Raw genomic sequence first — 17,831 nt, forward strand, 5'->3', positions numbered from 1 at the left:
AAGTAAAAGACAGGCATATTCATGGTTCTGATAATTTATGCGCATCCCTATCCGCAACATTCGCATGCGAATAAACGGATGCTTGAGCAGGCAAGGACGCTCGAAAACGTTGAGATACGTTCCCTCTATCAACTCTATCCTGATTTCAGTATCGATGTCGCCGCCGAACAGGAGGCGCTCTCTCGTGCCGATCTGATCGTCTGGCAGCATCCGATGCAGTGGTACAGCACACCTCCGCTGCTGAAATTGTGGATCGACAAAGTCTTGTCGCACGGTTGGGCATACGGACATAACGGCAAAGCGCTTCAGGGAAAAAGCCTGATGTGGGCTGTAACCACCGGTGGGGGTGAAAGCCACTTTGAGATTGGCGCTTTCCCCGGATTTGACGTGCTGGCGCAGCCGCTCCAGGCTACCGCCCTTTACTGTGGCCTGAACTGGCTTCCGCCTTTTGCAATGCACTGTACCTTTGTCTGCGACGATGAAACCTTGCAGGCGCAGGCTCGTCACTACAAACAACGCTTACTCGAGTGGCAGGAGGGGCACAATGGATAGCCATACGATGATACAGGCGCTGATTTACCTCGGCGCGGCGGCATTAATTGTGCCCGTGGCGGTCCGTCTGGGGCTGGGCTCGGTGCTCGGCTATCTGATTGCCGGGTGTGTGATTGGCCCCTGGGGCTTTCGGCTGGTGACGGATGCCGAGTCAATCCTGCATTTTGCGGAAATCGGCGTGGTGCTGATGCTGTTTGTGATTGGCCTGGAATTGGATCCGCAGCGGCTGTGGAAACTGCGCGCCTCGGTGTTTGGCGGTGGCGCTTTGCAAATGCTGGCCTGCGGTCTGCTGTTGGGCGGGTTCTGCATTTTGCTGGGGATGGAGTGGAAAGTCGCAGAGCTGATCGGCATGACGCTGGCGCTCTCCTCGACGGCGATTGCCATGCAGGCAATGAACGAACGTAACCTGACGGTCTCGCAAATGGGGCGCAGCACCTTCTCCGTACTGCTGTTCCAGGATATTGCCGCCATCCCGCTGGTAGCGATGATCCCGCTGCTGGCAACCAGCGGCGCTTCAACGACGCTGGGGGCATTTGCCTTATCTGCGCTGAAGGTTGTCGGTGCGCTGGCGCTGGTAATTCTTCTGGGGCGCTACGTAACGCGTCCGTTGCTGCGCTTTGTGGCTCGCTCTGGCCTGCGCGAAGTATTCAGCGCCGTTGCGTTATTCCTGGTGTTTGGTTTTGGATTGCTGCTTGAAGAGGCTGGGCTGTCGATGGCGATGGGCGCTTTCCTCGCAGGGGTCTTACTGGCAAGCTCCGAATATCGTCACGCGCTGGAAAGCGATATCGAGCCGTTTAAAGGATTGCTGCTTGGGCTGTTTTTCATCGGCGTCGGGATGTCTATCGACTTCGGGACGCTGGTAACCCACCCGCTGCGCATCATCATTCTGCTGGTGGGTTTCCTGGTCATTAAAATGGCGATGCTGTGGCTGATTGCCCGACCGTTAAACGTGCCAAAACCGCAACGCCGCTGGTTTGCTGTGCTGCTGGGGCAGGGGAGTGAGTTTGCTTTCGTGGTCTTTGGCGCCGCGCAAATGGCAAATGTACTCGATCCGGAATGGGCAAAAGCGCTGACGCTGGCGGTCGCGCTGTCGATGGCCGCAACGCCAATTCTGCTGGTGCTGCTGACGCGTCTGGAAAAAACGGGAAGCGAACAGGAGCGAGAAGCCGATGAGATCGACGAGGAGCAGCCTCGCGTGATCATCGCCGGATTTGGCCGCTTCGGGCAGATCGCCGGCCGTTTACTGCTCTCCAGCGGTGTGAAAATGGTTATCCTCGATCACGATCCTGACCATGTTGATACGCTGCGTAAATTCGATATGAAAGTGTTTTACGGTGATGCGACCCGGGCGGACCTGCTGGAATCCGCCGGGGCGGCGAAAGCCGAGGTGCTGATTAACGCCATCGACGATCCTGAGACCAGCATGCAGATGGTTGAGCTGGTTAAAGAGCATTTTCCGCATCTGACCATTATCTCCCGTGCGCGCGATGTGGATCACTACATCCAGCTGCGTCAGGCGGGGGTGGCAGCCCCTGAACGTGAAACCTTCGAAGGGGCGCTCAAATCTGGCCGCATGGCGCTGGAAAGTCTGGGGCTTGGTGCGTATGAAGCGCGTGAACGTGCCGATCTGTTCCGCCGCTTTAACCATGAGATGGTGGAAGAGATGGTGGCGATGGCGAGCAGTACGGCAACCGAACGCGCAGCGGTGTTTAAACGCACCAGCACCATGCTGACGGAAATCATCAACGAGGATCGTAATCACCTGTCGCTGGTTCAGCGCCACGGCTGGCAAGGGACGGAAGAGGGCAAGCATACCGGTGATCCTGCGGATGAACCGGAGAGTAAACCCTCTGCGTGAAGTGGAGTTGCCAGCAATATTAAAAAATTTCTAATTCTTTACCCTGCCGCCAGTCGACGAAAGATTAAGCTTTCCGTATAGTGGCGGCAATTTTTTGCATCCGGGAAATTTTCAATGATCAGTCTGATTGCAGCGCTGGCGGTAGACCGCGTTATCGGCATGGAAAACGCCATGCCGTGGAACCTGCCTGCCGATCTCGCATGGTTTAAACGTACTACGTTAAACAAGCCGGTAGTGATGGGCCGCCTGACCTGGGAGTCGATTGGTCGTCCATTGCCGGGTCGTAAGAATATTGTGATCAGTAGCCAGCCGGGCACTGACGATCGCGTGCAGTGGGTGAAATCCGTTGATGAAGCGATTGCCGCCTGCGGCGATGCCGAAGAGATCATGGTGATCGGTGGTGGTCGCGTGTATGAGCAGTTCCTGCCAAAAGCGCAGAAACTGTATCTGACGCACATTGATGCGGAAGTGGAAGGGGATACCCATTTTCCGGATTACGATCCGGACGAGTGGGAGTCCGTATTCAGTGAGTTTCACGATGCGGATGCGCAGAACTCGCACAGCTACTGCTTCGAAATTCTGGAACGTCGTTAACGTGTTTATCCTCTCCCCAAAGGGAGAGGATAAACATCTTCAGGAGGCGACCGCCTCTCCCTCGCCTAAATCCAGCTGTCGGTTGGATGGCTGGACAAAGTAGGTTTTATCTTCCCAGCGTAAGCAGGTTAAATCCCCGCCCCAGCAGCATCCGGTATCCAGCGCATAGATATTTTCCGGGGTGCCTTTTCCTTCCAGTGATGCCCAGTGCCCAAATACCACGCTATATTCGTTTGTCACGGGGCCCGGAATCGCAAACCATGGCTTAAGCGGCGCAGGGGCATTTTCCGGCGTATCTTTGCAATACATATCCAGCTGCCCGTTCGGGAAGCAGTAGCGCATCCGCGTAAAAGCATTGGTGATAAAACGTAGCCGCGCCAGGCCGCTGAGGTCATCACTCCAGTTATTCGGCATGTCGCCGTACATCGCATCAAGGAAGAACGGGTAGGAGTCGCTAGCCAGCACCGCTTCGGCGTCGCGCGCACAGGTTTTTGCCGTCTCAAGATCCCACTGAGGCGTGATGCCGGCATGAGCCATCACCAGCTTTTTCTCTTCGTCAATCTGTAGCAGTGGCTGGCGACGCAGCCAGTTGAGCAACTCATCGGCATCCGGTGCTTCCAGCAGGGGGGTAATGCGATCTTTCGGCTTATTACGGCTGATCCCGGCGTATACGGCCAGCAGATGCAGATCGTGGTTGCCCAGTACCAGCCGCACGCTGTCGCCCAGAGATTTGACGTAACGCAGGACGTCAAGGGAGCCAGGGCCGCGCGCCACTAAATCGCCTGTAAGCCAGAGCGTGTCCTGCCCGGGAGTGAAATCGACCTGTTTTAATAATGCGATCAGTTCATCGTAGCAACCGTGAACGTCGCCAATCAGATATGTAGACATTAGATTAATGAATAAGTGTAGGTACGGCGAGACGGAACACAGGAATAGCAATGCGGAAAGCATTACCGTCGGCATCGACCATTTCGTAATGGCCTTGCATGGTACCCAGTGGCGTTTCAATGACCGCACCGCTGGTGTACTGATACTCTTCGCCAGGGGCGATATGGGGTTGTTCACCGACCACACCTTCACCCTGGACTTCAATTTCGCGGCCATTGCCGTTGGTGATAAGCCAGTAGCGCCCGAGCAGTTGCACAGGCATCCGCCCCAGATTGCGAATGGTTACGGTATAAGCAAAGACAAAACGTTCTTCATCCGGTGTGGATTGGGACTCAATGTAGACGCTTTGAACCTGAACACAGACGCGGGGCGAATCAATCATGGCTTAGCTCTCCTTCGGCGGCGCATTGTCGCTGATGTAATTAGCCAGCTTGCAGTACTGCTCTACGGAAATATTTTCCGCACGCATTGCCGGGTCGATGCCCAACTCAGCTAACACGTCAACGGTAAACAGATTGCCAAGGCTGTTACGAATCGTTTTACGGCGCTGGTTAAAGGCTTCTGTCGTGATACGGCTCAGCACGCGCAGGTCTTTGACCGGATACGGCATCGTTTTATGTGGCACCAGGCGCACAACCGCAGAATCCACTTTTGGTGGTGGCGTGAACGCGGAAGGCGGCACTTCTAATACCGGGATCACGTTGCAGTAATATTGCGCCATCACGCTTAAACGACCATACGCTTTACTGTTCGGCCCTGCAACCAGACGGTTAACGACCTCTTTTTGCAACATGAAGTGCATGTCGGCAATGGCATCAGTATAGCTAAACAGATGGAACATCAGCGGGGTGGAGATGTTGTACGGCAGGTTACCGAACACGCGCAGCGGCTGTCCCATTTTTTCTGACAGTTCGCCAAAGTTCATGGTCATCGCATCCTGCTGATAAATCGTCAGCTTCGGCCCGAGGAAAGGGTGCGTTTGCAGACGCGCGGCCAGATCGCGGTCGAGTTCGATAACGGTCAGTTCGTCAAGGCGTTCGCCTACCGGCTCGGTCAGCGCGGCAAGACCCGGGCCGATTTCGACCATGGCCTGGCCTTTCTGCGGATTAATGGCAGAAACGATACTGTCGATCACAAACTGATCGTTGAGGAAGTTTTGCCCGAAGCGTTTACGGGCTAAGTGGCCCTGATGGACTCGATTAGTCATTGAGTATTAACAATCATTTTGATGGCGAGATTAAGCGCCGTGATAAAACTGCCGACATCTGCTTTTCCCTGGCCTGCCAGATCCAGCGCAGTACCGTGGTCAACGGACGTTCGAATAAAGGGTAAGCCGAGGGTGATATTCACCCCGCGACCAAATCCCTGGTATTTTAGCACGGGCAGACCCTGATCGTGGTACATCGCGAGTACGGCATCGGCTTTATCCAGGTATTTGGGCTGGAAAAGGGTGTCGGCAGGCAGTGGCCCGCTGAGGTTCATCCCCTTCGCCCGCATCTCCTCAAGCACCGGAATGATGGTGTCGATCTCTTCAGTGCCCATATGTCCGCCCTCACCCGCGTGCGGATTCAGGCCGCAAACCAGCACATGCGGCTGCGGAATACCGAATTTGGTTTGCAGATCGTGATGCAAAATGCCAATGATCTCACGCAGGAGTTCAGGCGTAATGGCATCCGGAATGGCTTTGATCGGCAGGTGCGTTGTTACCAGCGCAACGCGCATTGCTTCGGTTGCCAGCATCATCACCACTTTCGGGCTGTGGGAACGCTCTTCGAGAAATTCGGTATGCCCGGTAAACGGAATGCCCGCGTCGTTGATTACGCCTTTATGCACCGGACCGGTGATCAGGGCGGCAAATTCGCCCTGAAGGCAACCGTCACAGGCGCGCGCCAGCGTCTCGACAACGTAGTGGCCGTTTTCGATGTGTAACTCACCGGGGACAACAGGTGCACGGAGCGGAACTGAAAGCAGGGTGAGAGTACCAGCCTGCTGCGGTGCGGGCTGTTGGCCTTCAACGTAAGGGAGGAGCGTTAAAGGCAGACCGAGCAAGGCTGCCCGGTCTTGTAACAGTGTTGCATCTGCGCAAACAACCAACTCTACCGGCCAGCTGCGCTGGGCGAGCTGAACCACAAGGTCAGGCCCAATCCCGGCGGGTTCGCCGGGAGTGATCACAACACGATGCGGTTTCATTAGTTGCTCAACACTTTCACGTAAGCGCTGGCGCGTTGTTCCTGCATCCAGGTTGCGGCTTCTTCAGAGAACTTACGGTTAAACAGCATGCGATACGCACGATCTTTCTGCGCCGCGTCGGTTTTATCCACGTTGCGCGTGTCCATCAGCTGGATCAGATGCCAGCCGAAGGAGGAGTGCACTGGCGCGCTCATCTGACCCTTATTCAGCTTCATTAACGCATCGCGGAAAGCTGGATCGTAAATATCCGCTGCCGCCCAACCCAGGTCACCGCCCTGGTTTGCAGAGCCAGGATCCTGAGAGAACTCTTTTGCCGCTTTATCGAAGGTGGTTTTACCGCTCTTGATGTCTGCGGCGATTTGTTCCAGCTTTGCACGGGCCTGATCGTCAGTCATGATCGGAGACGGTTTGAGCAGGATATGGCGCGCATGCACTTCGGTAACCGAAATGTTCTGGCTCTGACCGCGCAGGTCGTTCACTTTCAGAATGTGGAAGCCCACACCGGAACGGATTGGACCGACGATGTCGCCTTTCTTCGCCGTGCTCAGCGCCTGGGCAAACAGGGATGGCAGCTCCTGAATACGGCCCCAGCCCATCTGGCCGCCTTTCAGCGCCTGCTGGTCAGCAGAGTAGGTGATCGCCAGTTTGCCGAAGTCATCGCCATTACGCGCCTGCTCAACGATAGCGCGCGCCTGACTTTCCGCCTCAGCCGCCTGATCGGAGGTTGGGTTTTCCGGCAGTGGGATCAGGATGTGGCTCAGGTTAAGTTCAGTGCTGGCATCATTCTGATTACCCACCTGTTTCGCCAGGGCATCCACTTCCTGAGGCAGGATGGTGACGCGGCGACGGACTTCATTGTTACGCACTTCTGAAATCAGCATCTCTTTACGGATCTGATTACGGTAGGTGGCATAGCTGATGCCGTCATAGGCCAGGCGGCTACGCATCTGGTCCGGGGTAATGTTGTTCTGCTTTGCAATGTTGGCGATCGCCTGATCGAGCTGCTCGTCAGAGATCTTCACACCCATTTTCTGGCCCATTTGCAGGACAATCTGATCCATGATCAGACGTTCCAGGATCTGGTGGCGCAGCGTAGCGTCATCTGGAAGTTGTTGACCTGCCTGGCCCGAGTTGAGCTTTACAGATTTCATCAAACCGTCAACGTCACTTTCAAGCACGACGCCGTTGTTAACCACAGCCGCGACTTTATCGACAACCTGTGGGGCCGCGAAGCTGGTATTCGCAACCATAGCGACACCGAGTAGCAGCGTTTTCCAGTTCTTCATACTTTTTCCATTTCAATTAACCGCAAAGCGGATTACGTTGTAAATCAAGCACATTACAATGAACTACGATACGGCAGAATGTTCGAGCGCAGCATCTGCTGCGTGCCCAGACCGTAGTTAGAGCTCAGGCCGCGCAACTCGATATTAAAGCCAATCACGTTATCGTATTTGCCCTGACTGTTTTGCGTATCCCAGCCGTTAAGTTTGCGTTCGTAACCGACACGTATTGCGTAACAGCAGGAGTTATATTGCAGACCCAGCATCTGGTCAGCAGGTTTTTGGGCATTCGTGTCATAGTAGTAGGCTCCGACGACTGACCAACGATCGGCGATAGGCCAGCTCGCGGCGGTACCCACCTGTGAAATACCGTCTTTGTATTGGTCTGTATTCGCATAGTTTGGCAATGTCGCCTGGATATACTCCGGGCTGGCGTAACGGTACGTCAACTGCAACATGCGATCTTCATCACGACGATATTCGATGGCAGCGCTGCCCGTCGCGATATTGTCCAGTCGTGTATCGTACTGAACACCACCGCGCAGACCCCAACGATCCGTCATACGCCAGTAGGTGTCGCCCGCCCATACCAGTGAGCCCGTTTTGTTGTCTTTCTCCCAGTTAATGTCGTCATCACCGGTACGAGACTCGGTGAAATAGTAGATTTGACCAACAGAAACGTTAAAACGTTCAACGGCAGCATCATCATAAATGCGCGTTGTGACGCCGGTCGTTAACTGGTTAGCAGACGCAATACGGTCAAGGCCGCCGTAGGTACGATCGCGGAACAGGCCGCTGTAGTCTGATTGCAGGAAGGACGAGTCGTAGTTTTGAATTTTGCTCTGATCGCGATAAGGCACGTACAGATACTGCATACGTGGCTCAAGCGTCTGGGTGTATCCATCCGCGAGAAGAGCCATATCACGTTCGAAAATCAGCTTCCCATCCATTTTGAATTGCGGAAGCGTACGGTTTACCGACTCTTCAAGATCGGTGCCATAGCGTTTGTTATACCAGTCCAGATTTTTCTGCTGATAGTGGGTGGCCATCAGCTTGGCTTCGGTATTCAGGCTCGCCCAGTCGTTTGACCACGGCAGATTGATCGTCGGCTCGATATGCAGACGCGTTGATTCCGGCATATCCGAGTTGGTGTTGACGAAATGGACCGCCTGAGCGTAAACGTGCGTGTCGAAAGGACCCACATCGTTCTGGTACCAGTTCACGTCCAGCTGCGGCTCTGCACCATAGGTACTACGCGATTGCGTATCAAATACCTGGAACTGCTTGGTCGACACCGTCGCGTCAAAGTTCTCAATGGCGTAGCCCACGCTGAATTTCTGCGTGGCGTAACCGTCGGTACTGGACCCGTATTTAGAGTCGAAGTCGTTGAAGTAATACGGATCGCTGACTTTGGTGTAGTCGATGTTGAAGCGCCACACCTGATCCAATACCCCGGCGTGCTTCCAGTAGTACATCCAGCGGTGCTTATCACCTTCGCTCGGATGTTCGTCCTGGAACACCTTATCTGATGGCAGATAATCAAACTCCATCAGGCCCGCGCCCGCTTTGGTCAGATAGCGGAATTCGTTCTCCCACATGATGTTACCGCGCTTATGGATGTAGTGCGGCGTGATTGTGGCGTCCATGTTGGGCGCAATGTTCCAGTAGTACGGCAGGTAGAACTCAAAGTAGTTCGACGTGCTGTACTTGGCGTTCGGGATCAGGAAGCCTGAACGACGTTTGTCACCCACAGGCAGTTGCAGGTAAGGACTATAGAAAATGGGCACCGGGCCGAGTTTAAAACGGGCGTTCCAGATCTCTGCAACCTGTTCTTCACGGTCGTGGATCACTTCGCTGCCCACAACGCTCCAGGTATTTGACCCTGGCAAACAGGACGTAAACGAGCCGTTTTCGAGAATGGTGTAGCGGTTCTCGCCGCGCTGCTTCATCAGGTCTGCGGTACCGCGCCCCTGACGACCGACCATCTGATAATCACCTTCCCAGACGTTGGTGTCTTTGGTATTCAGATTCGACCAGGCTTTCGGACCTTTCAGGATGACCTGATTGTCGTCATAGTGCACATTACCCAGCGCATCCACCGTACGGACAGGTGCCTGAGCACCTTCCGGCTGCTTCTGGTGCAATTGCACTTCGTCAGCCAGCAGACGGCTGTTACCCTGGTTAATATCGACATTGCCCGTAAAGGTTGCATTGTCAGGATAATTACCTTTTGCGCTGTCGGCATTAATGGTGACGGGTAAGTCATTCGTATCGCCTTTCACCAGTGGGCGATTGTAACTTGGGACGCCAAGCATACACTGCGAGGCGAGATCGGCTGCGAGCCCCTGTTGGCTATACAGGGCGGTGCCAATCATTGTGGCCAGAAGGGTGGGGATACGTTTTTTCATACGTTGTATTTTATTGTTCCGTCATCAGTGGCTACGGCTTACAAACGCTCAGAGACTATCTTACTCATCAGCGCAGTACCAGCGTTAATCCTGCCCGTTTGCGCGCCAGAGTGTTAGGCTCGCTATCGAATGACGAGTATGATAATGCAAATTATAGGCGATGTCCCTCAATTGACCGTGGCGCGACCACTGTAATGATGGCGTTGCGTCGGCCAGGAACATGACCATTCGGGGAGTATATGCAGTATTGGGGTAAAATAATCGGCGTTGCGTTCGCAATTATTATGGGTGCCGGATTCTGGGGTGTTGTTCTTGGCCTCATTATCGGCCATATGTTTGATAAAGCACGCAGCCGCAAAATGGCCTGGTTTGCCAACCAGCGCGAGCGCCAGTCACTCTTCTTCTCCACCACCTTCGAGGTGATGGGGCACTTAACCAAATCAAAAGGGCGCGTAACGGAAGCCGATATTCAGGTTGCCAGCGTCTTTATGGATCGCATGAATCTGCACGGCGAATCCCGCGTCGCGGCGCAGAATGCATTCCGGATTGGTAAAGCGGATAACTACCCGCTGCGTGAAAAAATGCGGCAGTTCCGTAGCATCTGCTTCGGGCGCTTTGATTTAATTCGGATGTTTCTGGAAATTCAAATCCAGGCCGCCTTCGCGGATGGCTCTCTGCATCCGAATGAACGGGACGTCCTGTATGTAATTGCTGAAGAGCTGGGCATTTCCCGCATGCAGTTCGATCAGTTCCTGCGCATGATGCAGGGCGGCGCGCACTTTGGCGGCGGTTATCAACAGCAATCGTCCGGTGGCGGCTGGCAGCAGGCGCAGCGTGGCCCTACGCTTGAAGATGCCTGTAATGTCCTCGGCGTGAAGCCCTCTGACGATGTCACGACCATCAAACGCGCCTATCGTAAGCTGATGAGCGAGCACCATCCGGATAAGCTGGTGGCGAAAGGCCTGCCGCCTGAGATGATGGAGATGGCGAAACAGAAAGCGCAGGAAATCCAGAAAGCCTACGAGCTGATTAAAGAGCAGAAAGGTTTTAAATAAAAAAATGGCCCGACAGTGTCGGGCCATTTTTTCAGAAGTCCACCGGGGCTTTGAACGTCATGGCGTTGCCGAAAGCAGGGTGGGTGATGGTGAGCGTCTGCGCATGCAGTTGCAGGCGCGGCGCTAACGCCAGCGCTTCCGGCGGCGCATAGAATCTGTCACCCAGAATCGGGTGACCCATCGCAAGCATATGCACACGCAGCTGATGGGAGCGCCCGGTAATCGGCTTCAGCAGGACGCGCGCGGTATTATCCGGCGCGTACTCCAGCACTTCATACTCGGTCTGCGCAGCCTTGCCGGTTTCATAACACACTTTCTGCTTTGGCCGGTTCGGCCAGTCACAAATCAGCGGTAAATCCACCAGCCCTTCCGCCTGCGCCGGATGGCCCCACACGCGGGCGACATACTGCTTCTTCGGCTCGCGCTCGCGGAACTGACGCTTCAGCTCACGTTCTGCCGCCTTATTAAGAGCCACCACAATCACGCCGCTGGTCGCCATATCCAGACGATGGACAGACTCGGCCTGGGGATAATCGCGCTGGATACGCGTCATCACGCTGTCTTTATGCTCTTCCAGACGCCCCGGCACGGACAACAGGCCGCTCGGCTTGTTAACCACCATAATGTGCTCGTCCTGATACAGAATGACCAGCCACGGATCCATCGGGGGATTGTAGGGCTCCATTACCATTTTGCGCTCCGCTTACTGATGCGTCACAACGATAAGACGCAGGGCGTCGAGACGCCATCCCGCCTGATTCAGACTTTCCAGCACCTGCTGGCGGTTGCTCTCAATTGCGGCCAGCTCATCGTCACGAATGTTCGGGTTCACCGCTTTCAACGCTTCCAGACGCGACAGCTCGGCAGAAAGCTTCTCATCGGCTTCGCTGCGCGCCGCATCAATCAGCACTCTGGCCGCTTTTTCGGCCTGGGTTTCACCCAGTTGCAGAATGGCATGCACGTCCTGTTGCACCGCATTCACCAGCTTGCTGCCGGTATGGCGGTTCACCGCGCTCAACTGACGGTTGAAGCTTTCAAACTCCACCTGGCCGGCCAGATTCGTACCGTTTTTATCCAGCAGCAGACGCACCGGCGTTGGCGGGAGGAAGCGGTTAAGCTGAAGCTGTTTCGGCGCCTGCGCTTCCACAACGTAGATCAGCTCCACCAGCAGCGTGCCCACAGGCAAGGCTTTGTTCTTCAACAGGGAAATGGTGCTGCTGCCGGTATCGCCGGAGAGGATCAGATCCAGACCGTTGCGGATCAGCGGGTGCTCCCAGGTAATGAACTGTGCGTCTTCGCGGGACAGCGCCACATCACGCTCAAAGGTGATAGTGCAGCCGTCTTCCGGCAGGCCCGGGAAATCCGGCACCAGCATATGATCGGACGGGGTCAGCACGATCATGTTCTCGCCGCGATCGTCCTGGTTTATACCGACGATGTCGAACAGATTCATGGAGAAGCTGATCAGGCTGGTGTCGTCGTCCTGCTCTTCAATGCTTTCGGCCAGCTGCTGCGCTTTTTCACCGCCGTTGGAGTGGATCTCCAGCAGGCGATCGCGACCCTGCTCCAGCTGCGCTTTCAGTGCGTCGTGCTTCTCACGGCAGGATTTGATCAGCTCATCAAAGCCCTCGCTATTTTCAGGCGCGGCCAGGTAACCGATCAGATCGCCATGGACCTGATCGTAAATGGTGCGGCCGGTCGGGCAGGTGTGTTCAAACGCGTCCAGCCCTTCGTGGTACCAGCGCACCAGCACCGACTGGGCGGTTTTCTCCAGATACGGCACGTGGATCTGAATATCGTGCGCCTGCCCGATACGATCCAGACGGCCGATACGCTGCTCCAGCAGATCCGGGTTAAACGGCAGATCGAACATCACCAGATTGCTGGCGAACTGGAAGTTACGGCCTTCAGAACCGATTTCAGAGCACAGCAGAACCTGCGCGCCGCTGTCCTCTTCACCAAACCAGGCTGCTGCACGATCGCGCTCAACTATGGACATGCCTTCGTGGAACACGGCGGCGCGAATGCCTTCGCGCTCACGCAGAACCTGCTCCAGCTGCAATGCGGTAGCGGCTTTGGCGCAGATCACCAGCACTTTCTGGGAACGGTGAGCGGTGAGGTAGCCCATCAACCACTCCACGCGCGGATCGAAATTCCACCAGGTGCCGCTGTCGCCTTCGAATTCCTGATAAATCTGCTCCGGGTAGAGCATGTCGCGCGCGCGATCTTCCGCAGATTTACGGGTACCCATAATGCCGGAGACTTTAATCGCCGTCTGGTACTGGGTCGGCAGCGGCAGTTTGATGGTGTGCAGCTCGCGTTTCGGGAAGCCTTTCACGCCGTTACGGGTGTTACGGAACAGCACGCGGCTGGTACCGTGGCGGTCCATCAGCATGTCGATCAGCTCTTTACGCGCGGATCCCGCATTATCGCTGTCGCTGTTCGCGGCCTGAAGCAGCGGCTCAATATCCTGCTCGCCAATCAGATCGCTGAGAGTGTTAAGCTCATCATTAGAGAGACGATTACCGGCCAGCAGCAGCGCGACGGCGTCCGCCACCGGGCGGTAGTTTTTCTGCTCTTCAACAAACTGCTCAAAATCGTGGAAACGGTTGGGATCGAGCAGACGCAGACGGGCGAAGTGGCTCTCAAGACCCAGCTGCTCCGGCGTGGCGGTCAGGAGCAGAACGCCCGGTACGCGCTCGGCAAGCTGCTCAATCGCCATGTATTCACGGCTTGGCGCGTCTTCGCTCCAGACGAGGTGGTGCGCTTCGTCGACGACCATCAGATCCCATTCAGCGTCGCACAGATGCTCCAGGCGCTGCTTGCTACGGCGCACGAAGTCCAGGGAACAAATGACCAGCTGTTCGGTTTCAAACGGGTTGTCCGCGTCGTGCTGGGCTTCGGCATAGCGCTCATCGTCGAACAGGGAGAAGCGCAGGTTAAAGCGGCGCAGCATTTCAACCAGCCACTGATGTTGCAGCGTTTCTGGAACCACAATCAGCACGCGCTCGGCAGCGCCAGAGAGCAGCTGCTGGTGCAGGATCATGCCTGCTTCGATGGTTTTACCCAGGCCCACTTCGTCAGCCAGCAGCACGCGAGGCGCATGGCGACGGCCCACGTCATGGGCGATATTCAGCTGATGGGGAATAAGGCTGGTACGCTGACCGCGCAGGCCGCTCCACGGCATGCGGTACTGCTCACTCTGGAACTTACGCGCGCGGTAGCGCAGGGAGAAGCGATCCATTCGGTCGATTTGCCCGGCAAACAGACGGTCCTGTGGCTTACTGAACACCAGTTTGCTGTCGAGCAGCACTTCACGCAGGATGACATTTGTCTCGTCGGTATCAAGACGCGTTCCGATGTAGGCGAGCAGTCCATTCTCTTCTTTTACGTCTTCAACCTTCAGTTGCCAGCCGTCATGGCTGGTCACGGTATCACCCGGATTGAACATTACGCGGGTAACAGGGGAGTCATTGCGAGCGTACAGGCGGTTTTCACCGGTAGCAGGGAAAAGGAGGGTAACCATGCGCGCATCGACGGCAACGACGGTTCCTAATCCAAGTTCGCTTTCTGTATCGCTGATCCAGCGTTGACCAAGTGTAAAAGGCATAGTTGTTCGGCTCTAATCTTTAATTGCAGGCAATAGTTCGACCCCGTCAAAAAAGACGGTCATCGAAAAATGGGTCCGGGAATGGAAAGGGCGCTATGGTACTGGATGGCAACGGTTTCGTCACGCGTCAAAATAGCCCAAGTTGTCCTGTCACTAGTGTAGCAAAGTCGTCGTTGATGAACGGTAAAATTCCCTCCGCAACAGGCTGAAGCTGGCGGGTCAGGTAGTGATCGTAATCGAGCGGAGACTGCTGGTAATCAACGGGTTCTGGTCCGTTCGTTGTCCAGACGTATTTGATCGTTCCCCGGTTCTGATACTGCGGCGCGCGGCCCCGGCGAACGTTCTCTTCATCTGCCAGTCGCGCCGCGCGGACGTGCGGAGGAACGTTACGCTGGTACTCCGCCAGCGGGCGGCGCAGGCGCTTGCGATACACCAGCTGCGCGTCAAGTTCGCCCGCCATCAGGCTGGCTATCGTCTCGCGCACGTAGTCCTGATACGGCTCATTGCGGAACACCCGCAGATAAAGCGTTTGCTGAAACTGCTGTGCCAGCGGCGTCCAGTCGGTGCGCACTGTCTCCAGCCCTTTAAACACCATCCGCTGCTTGTCGCCTTCCTGAATCAGTCCGGCGTAGCGCTTCTTGCTGCCCTGGTCGGTACCGCGAATGGTCGGCATTAAAAAGCGGGCAAAATGGGTTTCAAACTCCAGCTCTAACGCACTGGTTAACCGCTCTTTTTGCAAACTTTCGCGCCACCAGGCGTTCACGAAGGCGACCAGTTCTTTGCCGATTTGCGCGGCGTCGTCTTCTGAATGGGCCGATTTCAGCCAGACAAAGGTGGAATCGGTGTCGCCATAAATAACGTCATAACCCCGGGATTCAATCAACGCTTTGGTCTGGCGCATAATGTCGTGCCCGCGCATGGTGATGGACGACGCCAGACGCGGATCAAAGAAGCGGCAGGCGCTGGTGCCCAGCACCCCGTAAAAGGCATTCATAATGATTTTCAGCGCCTGTGAGAGCGGCTTGTTGCCGTGGCGTTTTGCCTCGTCACGGCCGTGCCAGATATTTCCCACGATCTCAGGCAGGCAGTGCTTTTCGCGCGAGAAGCGTGCCCCGAGAAAACCTTCAGTACTGTGCGCATCGTCTGGCTGCGCCATCCCCTCGACCAGCCCTACCGGATCAATCAGAAATGTGCGGATAATCGACGGGTACAGACTTTTATAATCCAGCACCAGCACCGAATCATACAGCCCGGGCCGTGAATCCATCACGTAACCGCCGGGACTGGCCTGCGGCGGCACGTCACCGAGGTTAGGGGCCACATAGCCCGCCCGGTGCATCCGCGGGAAATAGAGGTGGCTGAAGGCCGCTACCGAGCCGCCGTGCCTGTCGACCGCGAGACCGTTTACCGTTGCGCGTTCCAGCAGGAAGGGCATGATCTCGGTTTTATGGAAAATCTGCGTTACCAGCTCACAGTCTTTCAGGTTATAGGTAGCGAGCGCTGGCTTATCCTCATTAAAGCGCCGGTCGATCTCGTCCATTCGGTCCCAGGGATTGTCGATGGATTTACCTTCACCGAGCAGCGCCTGGGCGACCGCTTCCAGCGAGAAGGAAGAGAAGTTCCAGAAGGCGGATTTCAGCGCCTCGATGCCGTCGACAATCAGGCGACCGTTAGCCTGTGCGAAGAATACGCCGTTCTTAAAACCGTGCTCTCGCCACTCCAGCTCCGTGTTTCCGCGCCCTAACGTCAGGGGAATGCGGTACCGCTCGGCATGTTTTTGCAGCACGCGCAGGTCAAACTGCACCACGTTCCAGCCGATCAGCACGTCGGGATCGTGCTCGGCAAACCACTGATTAAGCTTCTCCAGCAGCTGTGGTCGGCTGATAACGTATTCCAGATGAAAATCCAGCGCGGACGCATCGCCGTTCGGGGGCCCGAGCATATAGACAACCCGCTGCCCACAGCCCTCCAGGCCGATGCAGTACAGCTCGCCGTGACGGGTGGTTTCGATATCCAGCGAGACCCACTTCAGCGGCGGGCGATAGTGCGGGTTAGGCTTCAGGCGCGCGTTCACGAGACAACCGTTCTGCTCAGCGCCGTCCACCCAGACGGGGGCGGTGATAAACCGCTCCATCAGAAAACGTTCCGGCGGGCGAATGTCCGCTTCATAGAGCGTCACGCCCGCTTCGCGGAGCAATTTTTCATAGCGCATCAGCTGGCGATGGGCGCGGCAGTAGAGGCCATAAACCGGCTGGCGGTGGAAGTCTTTTAGCTCAAGGGGAGTAAGGCGCCAGCCGTTTTCACCGCGCAGCAGCTGCTTTACTTTCTCGACGTGGTGTTCAGGGATAAACGCCACGGACTCCTGAGGCGGCAGGGTAACGTGCAGCGGGCCGTTATCCGTCGCCAGCCAGAACGCAACCTCGGTGCCCTGAGGGGTATCCCGCCAGTGTCGGGTCAGTAAAAAGCCTTCTTGCGCCTGTGCCACGCCGCTATCCCACAAAACAAAACCAGGCCTGATTATAGCCTGGTTGAGGGGTATTTGCTGGGGTTTTATACAGTGCCTGTTTTGCCGGATGGCGCTACGCTTATCCGGCCAACAGGATCCGTAGGCCCGATAAGCGCAGCGCCACCGGACAATGTTTTACTGCCCGTAGTACGCCTTCGCGCCGTGCTTGCGCAGATAATGCTTATCGAGCAGGGTTTGCTGCATATCCGGCAACTGCGGTGCCAGCTGGCGGCAGAAGATCCCCATGTAGGCGACTTCCTCCAGCACGATCGCGTTGTGCACCGCGTCCTCCGCGTTTTTACCCCAGGCAAACGGACCGTGGGAGTGCACCAGCACGCCGGGCATTTGCGCCGCGTCGATACCCTGTTTTTCGAAGGTTTCGACGATCACGTTCCCGGTTTCCCATTCGTACTCACCGCCGATCTCCGCATCGGTCATCAGACGCGTGCAGGGAATGGTGCCGTAAAAGTAGTCCGCGTGGGTGGTGCCGGTGGCCGGAATTGGCTGGCCCGCCTGCGCCCAGATGGTCGCGTGACGCGAATGGGTATGCACAATCCCACCGATGGTCGGGAAGGCCTGATACAGCAGGCGGTGAGTGGGCGTATCGGAGGAGGGCTTTTTATCGCCTTCAACCACTTCACCCGTTTCGATGCTGACCACCACCATATCTTCCGCGGTCATCACCGTGTAATCCACGCCCGAAGGCTTGATCACGAACACGCCTTTTTCCCGGTCAACGGCGCTGACGTTGCCCCAAGTCAGGGTCACCAGGTTATGTTTTGGCAGCGCCAGGTTGGCTTCGAGTACCTGACGTTTGAGATCTTCTAACATTGTCGTCTCCTGCCGGATGGCGCTGCGCTTATCCGGCCTACAGAACCGTAGGCCCG

General features: G+C 56.1%; 14 protein-coding genes. 4 read left to right on the top strand and 10 right to left on the bottom strand.

All coding sequences use genetic code 11. From position 1 onward, the window contains the following. Nucleotides 1-21 precede the first annotated feature (21 nt). The 3 genes from kefF to folA all read left to right on the top strand — a co-directional run bounded on the left by kefF (nucleotide 22) and on the right by folA (nucleotide 3,004). Nucleotides 22-552, top strand: coding sequence for a glutathione-regulated potassium-efflux system oxidoreductase KefF (gene kefF / locus IPZ49_RS09780; RefSeq protein WP_023305423.1), 531 nt, complete (start codon nucleotides 22-24; stop codon nucleotides 550-552). Next, nucleotides 545-2,410 (top strand): glutathione-regulated potassium-efflux system protein KefC, encoded by a 1,866-nt coding sequence (gene kefC, locus IPZ49_RS09785; protein ID WP_022647016.1) that lies wholly within the window; start codon nucleotides 545-547, stop codon nucleotides 2,408-2,410. The genes kefF and kefC overlap by 8 nt, the downstream gene beginning before the upstream one ends. 114 nt (nucleotides 2,411-2,524) lie before the next feature. After that, nucleotides 2,525-3,004 (top strand): type 3 dihydrofolate reductase, encoded by a 480-nt coding sequence (gene folA, locus IPZ49_RS09790; RefSeq protein WP_003856431.1) that lies wholly within the window; start codon nucleotides 2,525-2,527, stop codon nucleotides 3,002-3,004. Between the two features lie 39 nt (nucleotides 3,005-3,043). On the opposite strand, the gene apaH is transcribed toward folA, so the two are convergent. From apaH to lptD, 6 genes are read right to left on the bottom strand one after another with little or no spacing between them, the layout of a single operon-like run. Next, a complete protein-coding gene (gene apaH, locus IPZ49_RS09795) occupies nucleotides 3,044-3,892 on the bottom strand; it encodes a bis(5'-nucleosyl)-tetraphosphatase (symmetrical) ApaH (protein WP_022647017.1) in 849 nt (282 codons plus the stop codon). A 4-nt stretch (nucleotides 3,893-3,896) separates the two neighbouring features. After that, nucleotides 3,897-4,274: a Co2+/Mg2+ efflux protein ApaG gene (gene apaG, locus IPZ49_RS09800; protein WP_003856425.1), complete on the bottom strand. Its 378-nt coding sequence runs from the start codon at nucleotides 4,272-4,274 to the stop codon at nucleotides 3,897-3,899. A gap of 3 nt (nucleotides 4,275-4,277) precedes the next feature. Beyond that, nucleotides 4,278-5,099 carry a 16S rRNA (adenine(1518)-N(6)/adenine(1519)-N(6))-dimethyltransferase RsmA gene (rsmA, locus tag IPZ49_RS09805; RefSeq protein WP_003856423.1) on the bottom strand — a complete coding sequence of 274 codons (822 nt, stop codon included), beginning with the start codon at nucleotides 5,097-5,099 and terminating at the stop codon, nucleotides 4,278-4,280. Next, complete coding sequence (pdxA, locus tag IPZ49_RS09810; RefSeq protein ID WP_063146411.1) at nucleotides 5,096-6,082, bottom strand: 4-hydroxythreonine-4-phosphate dehydrogenase PdxA; 987 nt, start codon at nucleotides 6,080-6,082, stop codon at nucleotides 5,096-5,098. Before pdxA ends, rsmA begins: the two co-directional genes overlap by 4 nt. Further along, complete coding sequence (gene surA, locus IPZ49_RS09815) at nucleotides 6,082-7,368, bottom strand: peptidylprolyl isomerase SurA (RefSeq protein ID WP_003856417.1); 1,287 nt, start codon at nucleotides 7,366-7,368, stop codon at nucleotides 6,082-6,084. The genes pdxA and surA overlap by 1 nt, the downstream gene beginning before the upstream one ends. A gap of 53 nt (nucleotides 7,369-7,421) precedes the next feature. Next, nucleotides 7,422-9,773: an LPS assembly protein LptD gene (gene lptD / locus IPZ49_RS09820; protein ID WP_023299304.1), complete on the bottom strand. Its 2,352-nt coding sequence runs from the start codon at nucleotides 9,771-9,773 to the stop codon at nucleotides 7,422-7,424. A 239-nt stretch (nucleotides 9,774-10,012) separates the two neighbouring features. Here lptD and djlA point away from each other — a divergent pair, with 239 nt between their 5' ends. Next, nucleotides 10,013-10,828 (top strand): co-chaperone DjlA, encoded by an 816-nt coding sequence (gene djlA, locus IPZ49_RS09825; protein WP_023299305.1) that lies wholly within the window; start codon nucleotides 10,013-10,015, stop codon nucleotides 10,826-10,828. Between the two features lie 31 nt (nucleotides 10,829-10,859). Here djlA and rluA read toward each other — a convergent pair whose 3' ends face one another. The 4 genes from rluA to araD form a co-directional block, all read right to left on the bottom strand. Then, the gene (gene rluA, locus IPZ49_RS09830; RefSeq protein ID WP_003856412.1) at nucleotides 10,860-11,519 is read right to left on the bottom strand and encodes a bifunctional tRNA pseudouridine(32) synthase/23S rRNA pseudouridine(746) synthase RluA; all 660 of its coding nucleotides are present in this window, start codon (nucleotides 11,517-11,519) and stop codon (nucleotides 10,860-10,862) included. 12 nt (nucleotides 11,520-11,531) lie between these two features. Further along, nucleotides 11,532-14,438: an RNA polymerase-associated protein RapA gene (gene rapA, locus IPZ49_RS09835; RefSeq protein ID WP_063146412.1), complete on the bottom strand. Its 2,907-nt coding sequence runs from the start codon at nucleotides 14,436-14,438 to the stop codon at nucleotides 11,532-11,534. Nucleotides 14,439-14,565: 127 nt separating this feature from the next. Continuing rightward, the gene (gene polB / locus IPZ49_RS09840) at nucleotides 14,566-16,923 is read right to left on the bottom strand and encodes a DNA polymerase II (protein WP_063146448.1); all 2,358 of its coding nucleotides are present in this window, start codon (nucleotides 16,921-16,923) and stop codon (nucleotides 14,566-14,568) included. 156 nt (nucleotides 16,924-17,079) lie between these two features. Further along, complete coding sequence (gene araD, locus IPZ49_RS09845; protein ID WP_022647024.1) at nucleotides 17,080-17,775, bottom strand: L-ribulose-5-phosphate 4-epimerase; 696 nt, start codon at nucleotides 17,773-17,775, stop codon at nucleotides 17,080-17,082. Nucleotides 17,776-17,831: the final 56 nt, after the last annotated feature.

The sequence above is a fragment of the Enterobacter cloacae complex sp. S2 genome, assembly GCF_015159675.1.
GTDB classification, from domain to species: Bacteria; Pseudomonadota; Gammaproteobacteria; order Enterobacterales; family Enterobacteriaceae; genus Enterobacter; species Enterobacter intestinihominis.